Origin of the sequence: Azonexus sp. IMCC34839 (assembly GCF_047047955.1) — a bacterium.
In the GTDB taxonomy this organism is placed as follows: domain Bacteria; phylum Pseudomonadota; class Gammaproteobacteria; order Burkholderiales; family Rhodocyclaceae; genus Azonexus.
Genome location: NZ_CP150631.1, coordinates 2,346,609 through 2,364,373 on the forward strand (window position 1 = coordinate 2,346,609; position 17,765 = coordinate 2,364,373).

Annotated in this window: 18 protein-coding genes; 13 read left to right on the plus strand and 5 right to left on the minus strand. The window is 61.5% G+C overall.

The window, feature by feature from the left end:
- Positions 1-5: 5 nt before the first annotated feature.
- Positions 6-1,079: a hypothetical protein gene (locus tag WIF35_RS11455; protein ID WP_412478344.1), complete on the minus strand. Its 1,074-nt coding sequence runs from the start codon at positions 1,077-1,079 to the stop codon at positions 6-8.
- A 205-nt stretch (positions 1,080-1,284) separates the two neighbouring features.
- Here WIF35_RS11455 and WIF35_RS11460 point away from each other — a divergent pair, with 205 nt between their 5' ends.
- Genes WIF35_RS11460 through WIF35_RS11480 form a run of 5 tightly spaced genes read left to right on the plus strand, consistent with a single transcriptional unit; the run spans position 1,285 to position 5,435 of the window.
- On the plus strand, positions 1,285-2,280 hold the full coding sequence (locus tag WIF35_RS11460) for a sulfate ABC transporter substrate-binding protein (RefSeq protein WP_412478345.1): 996 nt from the start codon (positions 1,285-1,287) through the stop codon (positions 2,278-2,280).
- Between the two features lie 3 nt (positions 2,281-2,283).
- Complete coding sequence (locus tag WIF35_RS11465; RefSeq protein ID WP_412478346.1) at positions 2,284-3,105, plus strand: EAL domain-containing protein; 822 nt, start codon at positions 2,284-2,286, stop codon at positions 3,103-3,105.
- Positions 3,089-4,021, plus strand: a complete 933-nt coding sequence (gene cysK / locus WIF35_RS11470; protein ID WP_412478347.1) for a cysteine synthase A — start codon at positions 3,089-3,091, stop codon at positions 4,019-4,021. Before WIF35_RS11465 ends, cysK begins: the two co-directional genes overlap by 17 nt.
- Positions 4,018-5,148: a MalY/PatB family protein gene (locus tag WIF35_RS11475; protein WP_412478348.1), complete on the plus strand. Its 1,131-nt coding sequence runs from the start codon at positions 4,018-4,020 to the stop codon at positions 5,146-5,148. The genes cysK and WIF35_RS11475 overlap by 4 nt, the downstream gene beginning before the upstream one ends.
- Positions 5,145-5,435, plus strand: coding sequence for a hypothetical protein (locus WIF35_RS11480; protein WP_412478349.1), 291 nt, complete (start codon positions 5,145-5,147; stop codon positions 5,433-5,435). Before WIF35_RS11475 ends, WIF35_RS11480 begins: the two co-directional genes overlap by 4 nt.
- Here WIF35_RS11480 and WIF35_RS11485 read toward each other — a convergent pair.
- A complete protein-coding gene (locus WIF35_RS11485; protein WP_412478350.1) occupies positions 5,416-5,997 on the minus strand; it encodes a 5-formyltetrahydrofolate cyclo-ligase in 582 nt (193 codons plus the stop codon). The two genes, WIF35_RS11480 and WIF35_RS11485, sit on opposite strands and share 20 nt — an antisense overlap.
- Positions 5,998-6,011: 14 nt before the next feature.
- Here WIF35_RS11485 and WIF35_RS11490 point away from each other — a divergent pair, with 14 nt between their 5' ends.
- The 4 genes from WIF35_RS11490 (at position 6,012) to WIF35_RS11505 (ending at position 12,316) form a co-directional block, all read left to right on the plus strand.
- Positions 6,012-7,943 (plus strand): transglycosylase SLT domain-containing protein, encoded by a 1,932-nt coding sequence (locus WIF35_RS11490; RefSeq protein WP_412478351.1) that lies wholly within the window; start codon positions 6,012-6,014, stop codon positions 7,941-7,943.
- Positions 7,940-10,036: a DUF1631 family protein gene (locus WIF35_RS11495; RefSeq protein ID WP_412478352.1), complete on the plus strand. Its 2,097-nt coding sequence runs from the start codon at positions 7,940-7,942 to the stop codon at positions 10,034-10,036. The genes WIF35_RS11490 and WIF35_RS11495 overlap by 4 nt, the downstream gene beginning before the upstream one ends.
- Before the next feature lie 68 nt (positions 10,037-10,104).
- Entirely contained in the window at positions 10,105-11,067 is a 963-nt protein-coding gene (locus tag WIF35_RS11500; RefSeq protein WP_412478353.1) for a complex I NDUFA9 subunit family protein, read from the plus strand.
- A gap of 13 nt (positions 11,068-11,080) precedes the next feature.
- Positions 11,081-12,316, plus strand: coding sequence for a multifunctional CCA addition/repair protein (locus WIF35_RS11505; RefSeq protein WP_412478354.1), 1,236 nt, complete (start codon positions 11,081-11,083; stop codon positions 12,314-12,316).
- Here WIF35_RS11505 and WIF35_RS11510 read toward each other — a convergent pair.
- The gene (locus tag WIF35_RS11510; protein WP_412478355.1) at positions 12,284-12,481 is read right to left on the minus strand and encodes a DUF2905 family protein; all 198 of its coding nucleotides are present in this window, start codon (positions 12,479-12,481) and stop codon (positions 12,284-12,286) included. The two genes, WIF35_RS11505 and WIF35_RS11510, sit on opposite strands and share 33 nt — an antisense overlap.
- 39 nt (positions 12,482-12,520) lie before the next feature.
- Here WIF35_RS11510 and WIF35_RS11515 point away from each other — a divergent pair, with 39 nt between their 5' ends.
- Positions 12,521-13,348, plus strand: coding sequence for an alpha/beta hydrolase (locus WIF35_RS11515; protein WP_412478356.1), 828 nt, complete (start codon positions 12,521-12,523; stop codon positions 13,346-13,348).
- Here the strand turns inward: WIF35_RS11515 and WIF35_RS11520 are convergent.
- Positions 13,338-13,526, minus strand: coding sequence for a YjfB family protein (locus WIF35_RS11520; RefSeq protein ID WP_412478357.1), 189 nt, complete (start codon positions 13,524-13,526; stop codon positions 13,338-13,340). The two genes, WIF35_RS11515 and WIF35_RS11520, sit on opposite strands and share 11 nt — an antisense overlap.
- A gap of 63 nt (positions 13,527-13,589) precedes the next feature.
- On the opposite strand from WIF35_RS11520, the gene WIF35_RS11525 reads away from it, so the two are divergent.
- Positions 13,590-14,549 carry a hypothetical protein gene (locus tag WIF35_RS11525; protein ID WP_412478358.1) on the plus strand — a complete coding sequence of 320 codons (960 nt, stop codon included), beginning with the start codon at positions 13,590-13,592 and terminating at the stop codon, positions 14,547-14,549.
- Here the strand turns inward: WIF35_RS11525 and WIF35_RS11530 are convergent, their stop codons facing one another.
- Positions 14,550-15,710, minus strand: a complete 1,161-nt coding sequence (locus tag WIF35_RS11530; RefSeq protein WP_412478359.1) for a class I SAM-dependent methyltransferase — start codon at positions 15,708-15,710, stop codon at positions 14,550-14,552.
- Positions 15,711-15,906: 196 nt separating this feature from the next.
- Between WIF35_RS11530 and ttcA the strand changes: the two genes are divergently transcribed.
- Complete coding sequence (ttcA, locus tag WIF35_RS11535; protein WP_412478360.1) at positions 15,907-16,770, plus strand: tRNA 2-thiocytidine(32) synthetase TtcA; 864 nt, start codon at positions 15,907-15,909, stop codon at positions 16,768-16,770.
- Between the two features lie 63 nt (positions 16,771-16,833).
- Positions 16,834-17,730 carry an FHA domain-containing protein gene (locus tag WIF35_RS11540; RefSeq protein ID WP_412478361.1) on the plus strand — a complete coding sequence of 299 codons (897 nt, stop codon included), beginning with the start codon at positions 16,834-16,836 and terminating at the stop codon, positions 17,728-17,730.
- Positions 17,731-17,765 lie beyond the last annotated feature (35 nt).

Below are 17,765 nucleotides of genomic sequence, written 5' to 3' on the forward strand. Positions count from 1 at the left end.
CTTTTTCACGCCTTCAGCAGCTCCAGCTGGCGGGAATGCCAGTCGAGCACCGCAGTTTTGGCGGTCATGCGCGCTGCCAGGTCAGGATAGCTCTGCGCGATGACCTCCGCGGCAAATTGCGACAGGAAGCGGGATTTGAGCTCCGCCCGTGCCCGGTCGACGCCGATTTCCTCGTAGGGCACGGAAGCCAGCAGCAGAAAACCGTCGTCCGGGATGCGCCCCGCCTGCATGTTGTTGCGGATGATGCCGGCCGCCTTGCGTATCGGGTCGGCCAGGTCGGGGCTGTAGGGGCCGACGATCAGCGCCAGGTTCGGGGTATGCAGGAAATCGAAGCCGCGCCCCAGGCAGATCGCCCACTCCCGGTGCTCGATGTCGAGCTGCCGCTCCTGTTTCGCCACCTGCTCGCGGACTTGCGCGATGTGTTCGAGATTGCCGCAGAGCAAGGGCAGCAGATCGGCCCGCATCTGCGCCGGCATGTCCGGCAGCAGCGCGGCCAGCCGGGGAGCCAGGGTCGGCAGGTCGTCTGCGCCAAGGCCGGCGAGGTCCAGGACCTGGCCACCCGCCCCGTGCAGCAGCAGGGCGTCCTCGTCGGTTTCAAAGCCGCAGACGAGCGGATAAACCGTGGCATGGCCGCTACCGAAAAGTTGCTCCATCTGGGCGCGAATCTGCTCGGTATGGGCAATGGCCGCCGCCGTGTCGCACTTGAAGCCGGCACAGCCACGCTTCGGGTCGCCACGCGACCAGTGGTAGGTGATTAGCACCAGCACCCGTCGCCCGGCGCTCACCATGCCCTGCACATACTGGACGAGCACTTCCCCGAGATGCGGCCAGCCGAGGTCGAACATGCCGCCGAGGTTGCGGAAAGGCATCAGGATGCCGGCCGGCGTGTGGGTAGCCACCGGGATGTTGATGCGGCCGTCCATGCACTTGAGCACGGCGATCGCCGTCGGATGCTCGGCCTGGTAACGCTGGCGGGCCAGCCACGCTTCCGGCGAACGGAAATTCTCGCCATGGCGCTTCGCCAGATCGAAAAGCCAGTCGATGCGCTCGGCGATCGGCCGGTGATGAATGTCCCTCATGTCCCCTCCAGTCACTTTGCTGTACCCAGAGTTTTTTCGGTCTAAACGCCGTAGCGAGTTTTTACCGTCGACGCGCCACCTTGCCAAGCATGGCGCAACTACCAATCTGGTTATATCGAATTAATTATTTGTTCGTTCGTTGAATAACGTGACCTATCTAGACTCCGTCCATCCCTTTTTCTGCATCCATCGCCCGGAGTCCCCCATGCGCAAATTTGCCCTTTTCGCCCTGTGCACCGCAGCACTCAGCTTCGGTACCGCCTTCGCCCAGACCTCGCTGCTCAATGTGTCGTACGACCCGACGCGCGAGCTGTACAAGGATTTCAACGCCGCCTTCAACAAGCACTGGCAAGCCAAAACCGGCCAGGACGTCAAAATCCGCCAGTCGCACGGCGGTTCCGGCAAGCAGGCGCTGGCCGTGCGCGACGGCCTGGAAGCCGATGTGGTCACCCTGGCGCTGGCCTACGACATCGATGCGCTAGTCGACAAGAACCTGTTGCCGGCCGACTGGCAGAAACGCTTCCCGCACAACTCCTCGCCCTACACCTCGACCATCATCTTCCTGGTCCGTAAGAGCAACCCGAAGGGCATCAAGGACTGGGGCGACCTGGCCAAGCCGGGCGTCAGCGTCATCACGCCCAACCCCAAGACTTCGGGCGGCGCCCGCTGGAACTACCTGGCGGCCTGGGCCTGGGCTCTGAAGCAGCCGGGTGGCAACGAGCAGAAGGCCAAGGAGTTCGTCGCCAGCATCTTCAGGAACGTGCCGGTGCTCGATTCCGGCGCGCGCGGTGCGACCACCACCTTCGTCGAACGCGGCCTGGGCGACGTGCTGATCGCCTGGGAAAACGAGGCCATCCTCGCCATCAACGAACTAGGCAAGGACAAGTTCGACATCGTCGCCCCCAGCCTGTCCATCCTGGCCGAGCCGCCAGTCGCCGTGGTCGACAAGGTGGCCGAGAAACGTGGCACCCGCCTGACCGCGCAGGCCTATCTCGACTATCTCTATTCGGAAGAAGGGCAGACCATCGCTGCCAAGCATTATTACCGGCCGCGCGACGCTAAGGTCGCCGCCAAATTCGCCGGGCAATTCCCCAAGCTCAAGCTGGTCACCATCGATGACGTCTTCGGTGGCTGGCAGAAGGCCCAGAAAACCCATTTCGCCGACGGTGGCAGCTTCGACCAGATTTACCTGAAGAAGTAGGCCATGCCTGTCGAAGACCTGATCCGTTATTTCAATGCCGCCGATCGGGCCGGCGACAGCCTGCTCTACCCGAAGGGGGAGCGGGTTGAAGCCTGGCACCGCGATCTGCGCCTCGGCTCGCTCTTCCAGCCCGTCGTCGATCTGCGCAACGAATGCGTCGTTGGCCACCGCGCCTCGCTGCACGTCGAACGGGAAGACGATGCGCGGCTCGATGCCGAAACGGCCTACGCCTTGTGCGAAACCGAACAATCGGTCATCCATCTCGACCGCCTGTGCCGCACGCTGCATGCCCTGAATTTTCTCGCCCAGCGGCGCACTACCGGCGGCTGGCTGCAAATGGCCGTGCATCCCCGGCACCTGCTGGCGGTGCCGAACCAGCACGGCCTGGTCTATGAAGCGATTCTCAAGCGTTGCGGTCTGGCGCCGGCGGATATCGTGCTCGAACTCGACGCCGGGGCCATCGACGCACACGGCCGCTTTGCCCATGCCCTCGAGAACTACCGGCAACGCGGCTATCGACTCGCCCTGCATTTAACGGCCGCGACCGATCTGCCGGCGGCGCTCCAACTGCGACCCGATCTGCTACGCCTGAATGCCAATGCCAGGGAACTCGCGGAACATTCTTCCGCCCAAGGCATAAGCCGCCAACTTGCCGACATCGATAACGGTGAAACATTGCACGCCGCCAATCATGACGGCATCGAACTTGCTACCGGCCATTTGTTCGGCGCGCCGGCCGCCGTATGCCGACCCACCCACAAAACGGCCGCAAAACCCTACAATCCGGCATCCTCCCTCGGAGCTCACCATGAAAATCGCCAATAACGTTACCGAACTGGTCGGCAACACCCCGCTGGTCAAACTCAACCGCATTACCGAAGGCGCGGGTGCGACCGTCGTCGCCAAGCTGGAGTTCTTCAACCCCGGCCATAGCGTCAAGGATCGCATCGCCGTCGCCATGCTCGACGCCGCCATCGCCGCCGGCAAGATTGGGCCGGACACCGTCGTGCTGGAACCGACCTCGGGCAATACCGGCATCGGCCTGGCCATGGTCTGCGCTGCACGCGGCATCAAGGCCGCCTTCGTCATGCCGGAAACCATGAGCCGTGAGCGCAAGCTGCTGTTGAAGGCCTACGGTGCCGAGCTGATCCTGACCCCGGGGCCGGAAGGCATGGGCGGCGCCATCGCCAAGGCCAAGGCGCTGGCCGAAGCCGACAGCAAATACTTCATCCCGCAGCAGTTTGAAAATCCGGCCAATCCGGCCGTGCACCGCAGCACCACCGCCGAGGAGATCTGGCGCGATACCGACGGCCAGGTCGACATTTTCGTGTCGGGCGTCGGCACCGGCGGCACCGTGACCGGCGTCGGCGAGGTGCTCAAGGCGAAGAAGCCGGGCGTCAAGATCGTCGCTGTCGAACCAGATGCTTCCCCGGTCCTTTCCGGCGGCCAGAAGGGTCCGCACCCGATCCAGGGCATCGGCGCCGGTTTCGTGCCGGGCGTGCTCAATACCGGGGTTTACGACGAGGTGATCCGCGTCAAGAACGAAGATGCCTTCACCACCGCCCGCCAGATGGCGACGGAGGAGGGCTTGCTGGTCGGCATTTCCTCCGGCGCCGCTACCTGGGCCGCGCTGGAGTTGGCCAAACGGCCGGAAAATGCCGGCAAGCTGATCGTCGTCATCATCCCGTCCTTCGGCGAACGCTACCTGTCGACGGCGCTCTACCAGCACCTCGAAGTGTGAGCCGCTTCGACGAGCCGATCGACCGGCGCGACTCCGACTCCATCAAATGGGGCAAGTACGCCGGGCGCGATGTGTTGCCGCTGTGGGTGGCGGACATGGATTTCGCCGCCCCGCCCGCCGTCATCGAGGCGCTGCATCGGCGCATCGACCACGGCGTTTTCGGCTACGGCCACCCGTGGCCATCATTGACGGAGTCAGTGCTCGCTCACCTGGAAAGCGAATACAGCTGGAAAATCCAGCCCGAGTGGATCGTCTGGCTGCCGGGGCTGGTCACCGGCCTGAATGTCGCTTGTCGTGCCGTCGCTGGCGAAGTCCTGACAGCGACGCCGATCTATCCGCCTTTCCTGTCGGCACCACGCCTGTCCGAACGTCCGCTCAAGCGCATTGAACTCGCGTTGACCGACGGTCGCTGGGGTTGGGACCTGGCGGCGCTGGAGCAGGCGACCACTTCGCATGCCGAGCTCTTCCTCCTCTGTCACCCGCACAATCCGGTGGGCCGTTGCTGGCGCCGCGAAGAACTGAGCGCGCTGGCCGACTACGCCGAACGCCACGACCTGATCGTCTGCTCCGACGAAATCCACTGCGGACTGATTCTGGACGAAGACAAACGCCACATCCCTTTCGCCAGCCTGTCGCCGGAAGCCGCCAAACGCACCATCACGCTGATGGCACCCTCCAAGACTTTCAACATCCCCGGCCTTGGATGCGCTTTCGCGGTGATTTCCGATCCGACCTTGCGCCGGCGTTTCCACCGCGCCATGGACGGCATCGTGCCGCACGTGAATGTGCTCGGTCTGGCCGCCTGCGAGGTTGCCTACCGCGATAGCGCCGACTGGCATGGTGAACTGCTCGACTACTTGCGCAGCAACCGCGACCGGGTCACTGCTGCGGTGCACGGGCAAAAAGGGGCAAAAATGGCGCCCGTGGAGGCAACCTATCTGGCCTGGATCGACGTGCGCGAACTCGGCCTGGACAAGCCCGCCGCCCATTTCGAAGCCCATGGCCTGGGGCTCTCCGACGGCACGGATTTCGGCGCGCCAGGCTGGCTGCGGTTAAACTTCGGCTGTCCGCGCTCGACGCTGGACCAAGCCCTCGAACGTTTCCGCACCGCCGTCGCCGCTGCATGAGCCCTTACGCTTTAACACTGTTGTGTCTTTTCTCCGCATTGCTCGCCCAGGCCACCGCCAGCGGGCTGATGCTCGAACTCTGGCTGCGTCGCGAACAAGCTCGCGGGCAACGCTCGATGTGGCTGGCCTTCTCGCTCGGCAACCTGATGCTGTCGTTGCACCACGGCTACACGCTGGAACTGGCGGCCCGTACCGGGCTATTCGATTTGCGTCAGGCGGTGCTGGCCGCGCTGGCCGGACTGCTGATCGCCTTCGCCAGCTGGCGACTCAGGCGGCGGGAAGCCTGAAGGCCCCGGCCTCGGTGACCAGCCAATCGAGCCGCTGGTCGTGACTCTCGGGACGTATGCTCGGCAGCCGATTGACTTCGAAACCCACACCGACCGCCAGCGGGCGAGGGCAGAGCGCCGCCAAGGTCCGGTCGAAATAGCCACCACCATAGCCCAAACGATAACCCTCGCCATCGAAGCCATTCAGCGGCAGCAGGATCATGTCGGGCATCATCCATTCACCTGCGGTCGGCGTCGGAATGCCATAGCGGTCAGGGGCCAGCGGCGTATCGCGTGCCCAATGACGGAAGGCCAATGGCTGCTCCTCCTCGACCACCACCGGCAACGCAGCCAAGGCCCCTTGTGCGGCCCACTGCGGAATCGCCGAACGAACGTCCGGCTCGTGCTTGATCGGCCAGCAAAAGGCCACGATCTTGGGGCAGGGCAGGGCCGCCAGCAAATGCCCGACAATAGCCGACGACAGGCGAGCATGTTCCGCATCGCTCAATGCGGCCCGCCGCGCCACCATCTCGCGGCGCATCGCCCGTCGCCAGGCCGTGTTATCCTCGTCAAGCTCCACCATCACCGTAATCTAGCATGAAGTTTCGCGTTCTCCTCCTCGGCCTGTCGCTCGCCTTTCCAGTCATCGCGCAGGACAGCCGGGATGCCGCCTTCCTCGCCGCCCGCGACGCCTTTCGCAATGGCGACCGCAACAAATTCGAACGCGCCGCCAGCCAGGTCGGCAGCCACGATCTCGCCCTCTACGTCGAGAACTATCGGCTGCGCATGTGGATGGACCAGGGCGACTTCGCCGCCATCCGCGACTTCCTGGAGCGTAACGACAAGACCTACGTCGCCGAGAAATTGCGCGCCGACTGGATACGTTGGCTGGGTAAACGTTCCACGTGGAACGAGGTGGAAAAGGAATATCCACGCCTGCTTGCCCCCGAACCCGAACTGACCTGCTGGCAGCAACAGGCTCGCCTGGCGCGCGACGACCGCACAGTGCTCGACGAAGCGGAAAAACTCTGGCTGACCATGCTCGAGCCGCCGGAGCCTTGCCGCCCGGTCATTGATGCTGCCGTCGCCAGTCAACGCCTGAATGTCGACGACGTTTGGAACCGGGCCCGTCGTCAGGTCGAAGGCAACCGCCCGGCCTGGGCCAAAACGACGCTGAACTACCTGCCGGACAGCCAGGCCCCGGATGCCAAGGCACTTGACAATGCCCTGAACAACGCCATGAGCTATCTGGTTCGCCAGCCGGCCAATTGGTACACCACACGCCCCGGCCGCGAACTGGCGACCTTCGCCATCCAGCGCATCGCCACCAACGATCCGCGCGTTGCCGCCGACGAACTGGAAAAGCTTAAAAGCAAGCTGCAGGACAACGAAAAACAATGGGCCTGGGGCCAGATTGCCTTGCAGGCAGCCAAGCGCCATATGCCCGAAGCGGTAGCCTGGTATGCCAACGCAGGCAAAACTGCCCTCTCCGATGAAGCTAGCCAGTGGAAAGTGCGTGCCGCCCTACGCGCTCAGGAATGGGGCGTCGTGCACAAGACCATTGAAGCCATGCCGCCAACACTCGCCCAGCAGCCGGAATGGATCTACTGGCTGGGCCGCGCCCACAGAGCCGGCGGCCGCAGCACCGACGCCAACGCCCTATTCGAAAAAATCGCCGGCCAGGCCAATTTCTACGGCAATCTGGCTGACGAGGAGTTGGGGCGGAGCATTACACCGCCAGCCAAGGCCAACCCACCAACGGCCGAGGAGCAACTCGCTGCTCGCAACAATCCGGGATTGAAACGCGCGCTGACCTTCATCCGGCTCGACATGAGGACGGAGGGCGTTCGGGAATGGAACTGGGCCCTACGCGGCATGGATGACCGCTCGCTGCTGGCTGCCGCCGACCTGGCCAAGCGCAACCAGATCTGGGACCGGGCCATCAACACGGCCGACAAGACCAAGTCCGAACACGACTACACGCTGCGCTTTCTGGCGCCCTACGGCGATCAGGTCCGCCCCGCCGCCCAGAATCAGTCGCTCGACGATGCTTGGGTCTATGGACTGATGCGCCAGGAAAGCCGCTTCATCACCAACGCCAAATCGAATGTCGGCGCCTCCGGCCTGATGCAGTTGATGCCGGCGACCGCCAAGTGGGTCGCCAAGAAGATCGGCCTGCGCAACTACAACCACAGCCAGGTCAACGATACCGAAACCAACGTGTTGCTCGGTACAAGCTACATGCGCCTGGTCATGGAAAACCTGGACAACCACCCGGTACTGGCCTCCGCCGCGTACAACGCCGGACCCGGTCGTGCCAAGAAATGGCGCGCCGATCGTCCGCTCGAAGGCGCCATCTACGCCGAAACCATCCCGTTCAGCGAAACTCGTGACTATGTTAAGAAAGTGATGAGCAACGCGGTGTATTATTCCGCCTTGTTCAATGGCAAGCCCGACTCCCTCAAAGCCCGCCTCGGCACCATCGGCCCGAAGACGAGCGATGCGATGAAGGACGCTGATCTCCCGTGATCTCCGACAATTTCGAAATCCTCCGCGACACTCGCGCCCTGTACCTCAGACAGTTGGCCAGCCTGTTGCGCGATAGCCTATTGTTCTCCGCTGCCGATGTCACAGCCGTGCAACAAGGTGCCGGCGAATATTTCGACGAAATGGTTTCAACCAAGGGTCGCGGCAGCTTCCGCGACGAAGTGAACGGGCTGACCTCGTCACGCATCACCTTGGTCGGCGAGGACGATCTCGAATTCGGTATCCGTGTCGACAATTTCACGGCCCGCCTGTTCGAAACCACAGGTAGCACCTTGTGGAAGTTGCACCTGCGCTTCATGACGGTTTTGCGCCGTCCGGATCTGCCGAAGGGGGACAACCCGGTCGGCCCCAAGGGTATCGCCGATGGCCTGCGTGACATGTTCGCCAAGCAAGGCGCCATTCCGCTCGACAACAAGCTCGATCTGCTCGACAAGATCGAAGATTATCTGGTGAAAAACTTGCCGGCCGTTTACGACACGGTCGAAACTTTCCTCGGCAAAAGCGGCATCGAGACGGCCCAGACAAATATCGTCACCTCACCCGAGAGTCCGCAACAGAAAGCTCCTGGCGGAAACACGGGGGTTGCGCCGGAGAACATCAACGCCCTGATCGCACTGCAGACAGCGTTGCTCTCGCGCCTGCCGCTTGCACCCGTCGCCGCTGGCATCCCAGCCGGCCCAGTCGGTGTTGCTCCGCAGCAAATGGCTAGCGGTGGTGCTGCCGCCAGCCTGCTCAGCCAGGCTTCGCTGGACCGGCTCCTGCATCGCTTGAGCGAACTGGATCGCGCTGGAGATTACCGTAATCCGACGCTGCAAATGGGCGATGCCCCGGACAATACCGAGCTGTTTCCCACCTTGTTCAAGGACGAAACCGCATCCAGGCAACGTTCGCTCAACTCGACCGAACTCGGCATTCCGGCCCATGCTCCGGAAGGCTTGGCGATCGACACGCTGTCGCTCATTTTCGAAGCGATCTTCGACGATCCCACGCTGCCCGATGCGCTGAAAGCCATTCTGTCCAGCCTGCAGATCACGACGCTAAAGCTGGCCATGCGCGACGGCGCCCTGTTCAGCGATGCAACTCATCCGGCCCGCCAAGTCATCGACAAAATGGCGACTGCCATGCTCGGTCTGCCACTCGACACGCCGAATCGCCACCCCATCTGCCTGAAATTGTTCGAAATTGCCGGTAAGTTGCGTAGCGATTTTGCCGGTAATCCGGAAGCCTTCAGCCATGCGGCGGAACAACTGGACAAGTTGCAGGAAGAGCGCAGGCAGGAGGTCATCGCAGCCGCTCAGGCCTACTTGCCCTTGCTGCAGCAACTCGACCGTTGTGATCAGGTTGCCGACGAGACCAAGGCAGCTGCAGAAGTTCGCGTTCCCGTCGACCTTGTCGATTTCTTCCAGAAATCCTGGCCACAGGTCATGCAGCAGATCGAGACAGAATCGGGAAGCAACAGCAGCATCTGGCAGGATCACAAGAGCGCCATCGATAAGCTGCTATGGTCGTTCCAGCCAAAAACAGATCTTGAACAGCGCAAGGAACTTTCGGCACAGTTGCCCTTTGTCCTGAAAACGCTGAAAGGCGGCATGGTCCGCATCGGCATGGCGCCGGCAGCGCAACAGCGTGTCCTCGATATCTGCTTCGACTTGCAAACCCAGGCCTTGCGTGGCATCGCGCCGCAAACCGTGCTTCTCGGCGGCGATACGCCGGAAGCGGAAACTCCTCCGGTCCGGCGCGAACCGATTACTGGTGAACTCAAGGTTGGCAGCCTGACGCTGGCGACACTGGATTTCCCCGAGCCCGTACCGGCGGTGCCGGTTCCTTGCCAGGTCGGCAATTGGATTGGGCGCTCCGGCGAATGGAGCCGCCTGCCGCGCATGGTCTGCTTTGTCAGCCCGGAGAGCCAGCGCCACCTGCTGTTCAATCCGCATACGGGCACGGCAATGTCCATTCACTCGCTTATCCTGGCCCGCCAATTCAGCAGTGGCGAGGCCGTCCTGCTCGGCAAGGAATCGCTGTTCGAGCGTGCTGCCGCCCGCGCCCTGAAGCACCATCCCGCCCAGGCGGCTTAAGGACGGCCCCGGCCGGGCATTTTTGGCTTAAAATCCGCGTTTTACGAATCAGAATTCCGGGGTTCCACATGGTCGTCAAGAAGGTCTTGCTGCTGGGGGGTAGCGGTTTCGTCGGTACCTATATTGCCAATCGCCTGTCGCAACGCGGTATCGAGGTCACCGTGCCGACCCGCCGGCGCGAACGAACCAAGGCCCTGATCATCCAGCCCGGCATCCAGATGCCGGAAGCCGATATCAGCTGCGAAAAGACCCTGAACGAACTGGTATCCGGCCACGATGCCGTGATCAATCTGGTCGGCATCCTGCACAGCCGCGATGTCCAGTTGCCGTATAGCCGTGATTTCGCCCAGGCCCACGTCGAACTGCCGAAGAAAATCGTCGCTGCCTGCAAGGCCAATGGGGTACGTCGCCTGGTGCATATGAGTGCGCTACATGCCGACCCCAAAGGGCCGTCCGAATACCTGCGTTCCAAGGGTGACGGCGAAGCCGCGGTGCTTGCAGCCCAAGGCGACCTCGACGTTACCGTCTTCCGCCCTTCCGTCATCTTCGGTCTGGGTGACTCCTTCCTGTCCACCTTCGCTTCCGTCCTGAAGAAATTCCCCTTCTTCCCGCTCGGTTTCGGCCATGCCCGCTTCCAGCCGGTGTGGGCGGCCGACGTGGCCGACGCCTTCGTCGATAGCCTGAGCGATGTAAATACCTACGGCCAGGCCTACGATCTGGTCGGCCCGAAGGTTTACACCCTGCGCGAACTGGTCGATTACACTGCCGAACTGTGCGGCAGCAAGGCTACCGTCGTGCCGCTGTCGGAAGGCTGGGCCTACCTGCAGGCCGGTCTGATGTGGCTGGCCCCGCAGCCGCTGCTCTCGCCGGACAACCTGCGCTCCATGGAGATCGACAGCGTGGCCGACGCCACCAGCCAGGCCCCCGCCGGCTGGAAGCCAACCGCGCTCGAAGCCGTTGCCCCCACCTACATCGCGCTCAACACGCCGAAGGGCAAGCTCGACAGCTTCCGCTTCCGCGCCGGACGCTGATCGCCGGAACGCCGTGCAGATTTTCATCGTCGGCGGCGCCGTCCGTGACGAGCTGCTCGGCCGCCCCAATGCCGACCGCGATTACGTCGTGGTCGGCGCAACGCCGGAAGCCATGTTGGCTCAGGGCTTTCGCCCGGTCGGCAAGGATTTCCCTGTCTTCCTTCATCCTCAAACTCACGAGGAATACGCGCTGGCGCGCACCGAGCGCAAGTCCGGCCACGGCTACCACGGCTTCACCTTCCACACGGCACCCGACGTCACCCTCGAACAGGACCTGGCACGCCGCGACCTGACCATCAACGCGATGGCCAAGTCAGAAGATGGCAGCCTGGTCGACCCCTTCTGCGGTGCACGCGACCTGGAAGGCAAAATCCTGCGCCACGTCGGCCCGGCTTTTGCCGAAGATCCGGTGCGCATCCTGCGCCTCGCCCGCTTCGCGGCGCGTTTTTCGGATTTTTCCGTCGCCCCGGAAACCCTGGCCTTGATGCGGCAGATGGTTATTTCGGGCGAGGTCGATCATCTGGTCGCCGAGCGCGTCTGGCAGGAGGTCGCCAAGGGGCTGCAGGAAGACAAGCCGTCGCGCATGTTCGAGGTATTGCGCGAATGCGGAGCACTGCAACGCCTGCTGCCCGAGGTCGATGCACTGTTCGGCGTACCGCAGCGCCCCGACTATCATCCGGAAATCGACGCCGGCGTGCATACCATGATGGTCATCGACCAGGCGGCCCGCCACCGCTACCCGCTGACGGTTCGCTTCGCGGCCCTGACCCACGATCTCGGCAAGGCCGAAACACCAGCCGACGTGCTGCCTCGCCATATCGGCCACGAAGAGCGCAGTGTCCGCCTTACCGAACAACTCTGCCGCCGCCTGCGCGTGCCGAACGACTGCCGCGATCTCGCCTTGCTGACGGCGCAGCATCACGGTCTGGTGCACCGGGCGCGCGAATTGAAGGCCACCACGCTGGTCGGTCTGATCGAGAAAAGCGACGCCCTGCGCCGGCCGGAACGCTTCCGGCAATTCCTCGATGCCTGCCGCTGCGACTATCTCGGTCGGCAGGGCTGGGAGAACCGCAGCTACGATACGCCGGCACTGCTGCTCGCCGCCCTTGCTGCGGTGCACAGCGTGGAAGCGGCAAAAATCGTGGCCGCCTGCACCGACAAGCGGCTGATTCCCGAACGCCTGCATGAGGCTCGGGTGCGCGCTGTGCAGGCCCTGCTAGATCAGACGGCTAAGCAGCCAGAGGAGTAAGGACAGCAGTAGCGTGGAAGCTACAGGAAAGGTGTAGGTCCGGCCGCGAAAGCGGACAGCCATGTCACCCGGCAACTGGCCGAAACGGATGAAACGCGCCAGATGCGGGCTAATGATACCGAGCAGAAAGATGGCGACGACCAGCGTCAGAATCCACTTGAACATGTCGTCCCGAACAACAATCACAAAGATTTCAATTTAACCATGCCCAACAAGAAGCTTCCCAGGATTTCCACGCAGTTCGTCGACGGGTTGGAACTCTTCTCCTGCCTCCCCGAAAAACCCAGCGACCAGTCCCCCATTGTTTTCGTTCACGGTGCATTCGCCGGCGGCTGGATGTGGACCGAAACCTTCATGCCGTTTCTCGCCGCTGCCGGTTACACCTGCCATGCACTGTCGTTGCGAGGGCACGGGGGTAGTGCGGGGCAGGAGAACATCGACTGGCATTCGATCGCCGATTACGTCGACGATCTGAAAACAATCGTCGATTTCCTCGATGCCGACCCCGTCCTGGTCGGCCACTCGATGGGCGGTTTCATCGTCCAGAAATATCTGGAACACCGGCCGGCGCGTGCTGCCGCATTGCTCTGCTCCGTCCCGCCGCAAGGCCTGATCGCCTCGCAATTCCACCTGCTGCTGCAGAAGCCGCAACTCTTCCTCGAAATCAACCGCATCATGGGCGGGGAATACACGGATACGGCAACGCTACGCGAAGCCCTGTTCGCCGGCGAGGTCGACGACGCCATGCTGGCTGCCTGGCTGACCAAGATGCAAGCTGAGTCGCATCGGGCAATCTGGGACATGTCGATGTTCAACCTGCCCAACCTGTTCGCGATGCACCGCCCCCCGATGCTGATCGCCGGCGCAGAGGCGGACGTACTGGTACCGGCCTTCCTCGTCCAGAGCACTGCCCATACCTATGGGCTGCGCGCCCAGATTTTCCACGACATGGGCCACGCTGTAACCCATGAAAAAGAATGGCCGCTGGTAGCGGCCACTTTGCGCGATTGGCTGAACGATCTCAGACTTTGATATCGACGCTGTTGCCCAGATGCGACGGATTGCTCGGAGCCGGCAAAGCCTGCAGCAACTGCGATGCCGTCTGGGCCTGCAAATCCATCGCCTTCTTCAGCATGGTAATACCCACTGCATCGCCTACCTGCGATTGACTGAGCGCCAAACTTAGCGAACCAACAGAAGACACATCCATTTCCGTTTTTCTCCAGCGAGCAAAAACTATATCCTTAGTATAAGTCTTCCTCCGGATTCCGCAATGAGCGACAGCAGCAAGCCCGACGATACCCGATCCGCCATTCTCAATGCCATCGAAGCCAAACGGAAATCGCGTACTGTCGGCATCGAGGATATCGAAGCTCTCGAAGCTTCGCTGATCGCCGATATCGAGACCTTCGACCTGGATGCCGAGGAGAGAAGGGCCAGGCGCGAACAACTGGCACAATCGGCTGCGGGCATGTCCGATCCAACGCTCGTCTTTCCAGAAATCGTCCCAGGCGGCACCCAGCACACTCCGCAAGTAGCCAAAGGCGACACCCTGCGCCGGAACGAATTGAAACTCGATGGCAGTGATTTGCTCAGCCAGTTACGCCATCAAGCGGAAATGCGTCAGCGCGAACTGCATACGGCCCAGACGGAACGCACGGCCCAGAACGAAGCCATCGACCAGGCACTTAAAAAGACGTTTTTCTTTCTGCACGACCTCGTGCAGCAACTGAACATCGTCAAACCGGGCATTCCTCGCGTCTATCCCTTGGCCGATCCCTTGCAGATCGAAAATCTGAACTGGCAGGAGGGATTTGCCGATTATCGGACCCAGTCACAAAGCGCTGGCGCCCTAGTCGAACTGGTCAGTTTTTCCTATCACCTGACCAGCACAAAGGGACTGGCCACCGAGAAGGAAGGCCCGGCCGTCGATCGTTTCCGCGCGCTGCTTTTTGATTTCGGTCTGCCATTCAACTGCAAGGAATTCAAGAATTCGCGCGGCTACGTCGAACGCGCCGAATTCGAGATTCGTAGCGAAGTCAGCGTCAGCGCCCGCTGGCGGGCCGATTTCGAACGCGGCACGATTCGGCTGGAAACCCGCAATCTCGAACGTCTGGGCAGCATCGCCTTCGAATTCGCACCAACAGCGCTCGACCAATCCCTGATGGACGAATTTGGTCGCCTCGTCCTCGGTCAACCGAACCGCTTTCGCGAGTTCAGTCGGCGCTCGTAATCAAAGTCGGTGGCTTTGGTCGCCCCGTCGGAACCCAAGCAAAGGCTCATCGATACCGCGACCGAGCGCCATCACCTTGAACAGTTCGCCCATCTCATGTGGCATCAGCAGGGTATTTACTGCGCCGGCTGCCCGCACGTACTCCTTGCTGGTATTGTCGATGGCCGACAGCATGTCCAGGATGCCGCAGTTAATCAGGAACTGCCCTTGGTTCGTGTAGCCCAACAGATCGAGTCCAGCCGGGTGGGCGGCCGCAATAATCGACGTGAAGTCGACGTGCACCGTGACATCCTGCAGTCCGGGCAGGTAGAACGGATCGGGATGGGAGTGGTGACGATAGTGGCACATCAGCGTTCCTCGCGCCCGCTGTGCATGATAGAACTCGTGGCGGGGAAACCCGTAGTCGATCAACAGCAACGCCCCCTTATTCAGGCGTTTCCCCCATTCTGCCGCCCACGCCCGTGCCGCCAAGCCGATCTCACTCTCATAGCCCGGCGGCAAGCTGCACTGCTCGGCAAGTTCAACGGCCGCTACCCGCATTAGCCCCTCGGCCGGGCGGCTCTGCCAAACAAAATTGCCTTCGTTGCCCAAGGCAACGCCTTTTTCCATAATTTCCCCATCACCCCAACAGGCGATATGGGCGGGCATGGCATCCAGCAACTCGTTGGCCACCACCACGCCGGAATAGCACTCGGGCAAGGTATCCAACCATTCCACCCGGCCCAACAAGCGGGGCGCTGCCGCAGCGATGGTTTCCCGCTGGCGCTGCCTCAGATCGGCGGAAAGATCGAGAATCTGGTAGCTCTCCGGCAGCGCCTCGCGCCGTTCGAGTTCGAGCAATAGGTCTGCTGCAAGCCTTCCGGAGCCTGCACCGACCTCGATGATGCAGGGCGCGGATGCCATCATTACTTGCTGCACCTGCGCTGCCAGCGCCTGTCCGAACAATCCAGTCAATTCAGGCGACGTGACGAAATCGCCGGCCGCGCCGAATTTCCTCGCCCCGGCCGAGTAATACCCGAGGCCCGGCGCATACAGCACTAATTCCATGAAGCGTGCGAAGGAAATCCAGCCGGCGGAGCGACGTATTTCATCGCCGATGGCAGCACGCAGGCGTTCGCTGTGCGCCATCGCTTCCGTGGAGGGGGCGGGCAGGTTGCTCATGAAGATGGCCAAAAAGCTTGCGATTTTACCGCTTACTCTTCGCGACTCGCTGCGACGCTGAGATTTTCGTTATCACCTAATCCCCTATTGCAGAATATACCGGCTGACTAAGCATAAATTATTGAATCAAATAGGCTTTAAACGGGTAAACTTGCGCCTTTCGCCGGCTGTGCCGGCCTGTTTTGCTGTCCGCAACATGACCACCTCCAACACCCTTCTCAAGCTTCGGCGTTTCCTCGAAAGTAAAACCGGCAAAGCGATCGGCGACTACAACATGATCGAGGACGGCGACACCGTCCTCGTCTGCGTATCCGGCGGCAAGGATTCCTATACGCTACTCGCCATGTTGATGGCTTTACAGCAAAGGGCCCCGATCAAGTTCCGGCTGATCGCGATGAATCTCGACCAGAAGCAACCCGGTTTTCCGGCCGATATCCTGCCACGTTACTTCGACTCCATTGGCATCGAATATCGCATCGTCGAGGCGGATACCTATTCCTTGGTCAAGGAGAAGATTCCCGAAGGCAAGACCACCTGTTCGCTTTGTTCGCGCCTGCGTCGCGGCATCATCTACCGGACTGCCAAGGAACTTGGCGCAAACAAGATCGCGCTCGGCCATCACCGTGATGACATGGTGCACACCTTGTTCCTGAACATGCTGTTTGGTGGCAAGTTAAAGGCCATGCCGCCCAAACTCGTTACCGACGACAAGGCCCACGTGGTCATCCGACCCTTGGCTTATTGCGCCGAGGCCGATATCGCCAAATTCGCCCGGGGTATGGAATTTCCCATCATTCCTTGCAACCTCTGCGGCTCGCAGGACAACCTGCAACGGCAGAAAATTCGCGAAATGATGCAGGATTGGGACAAAAAGTATCCGGGGCGCACCGAAGCAGTATTCACCGCGATGCAGAATGTCGTCCCGTCCCATCTCGCCGACAACGCCTTCTTCGACTTCCGTGGTCTGACTCTGGATACACCGGTCGAAGAAGGCGATATCGCTTTCGATGCCCCGGAAATGCCGATTTCTGGTGTCATTCCAATAAGCCAGTCTGCATAATGCAAGAATTGACAACTTCGTCATATAATCAAGCGTTGATTAATTTCTGACCCGTACGGATCAATGAGCGCCACCCCTCGCAAACTTGTCGTCATGTTCGCCGACGTTTCCGGTAGTTCGGCGCTTTTTGAACGCCTTGGCGATACAGAAGCCATGCACGCGGTCGAGCGTTGCCTGAAGCGCATGAGCCGCTCGATCGATGGCTACGAGGGGCGTACGGTGCAAATCGTCGGCGACGAACTCCTCGCCGTGTTCAACACTGCCGATGAAGCCTGCCAGGCCGCCATCGACATGCAACAGCGCATCGCCGACCTCCCTCCGGTTTCCGGACTCAAGCTCTCGATCCGTATCGGCCTGCACTGCGGTGAAGTGATCGACGAAGGCAACAAGCTGAAAGGCGATGCCGTGGAAACGGCCGCCCGTATCGCCGGGCTTGCACGGCGCAAGGAAATACTCTGCAGTTCTGTGCTCGCCTCCGAGATTCCGAGCCACGGACCGATCAGCCTGACACCGATTTCAGAACTGGGTACGGTCAACGAGCAAGGCAAGGCACTCACCCTGAATCAGGTGCAGTGGGTCGATCACGATGTCAGCGTTTATCCTCATTCCACCTTCGGCGATGCCTCGCTCGGTGGAAGAGGGCGGCTAAGTCTGAAATTCCGGGGTAAGACTTTTGTTCTGGACGACAAATCCGCGGCCCTCACCATTGGTCGTGATCTGAGCAACAACCTGGTCATCGACGATCGCAAAGCCTCTCGGCAACACGCCCGCATCGAGTCTCGGCCGGATGGCTTCCATTTGGTTGACACCAGTACGAACGGAACCTTCCTCAGTTACAATGGCCGGCCGGAAATGGCGGTTCGGCGCAAGGATATGCGACTGGAGGGCAAGGGTTACATCTGTTTCGGCGGCTCCAGTAGCGACCCCTTGATCGCCCGACTCGAATTCGAGCCCGCATGAAAAACGGCCCTCAAACGAGGGCCGCTTCTGCTTTA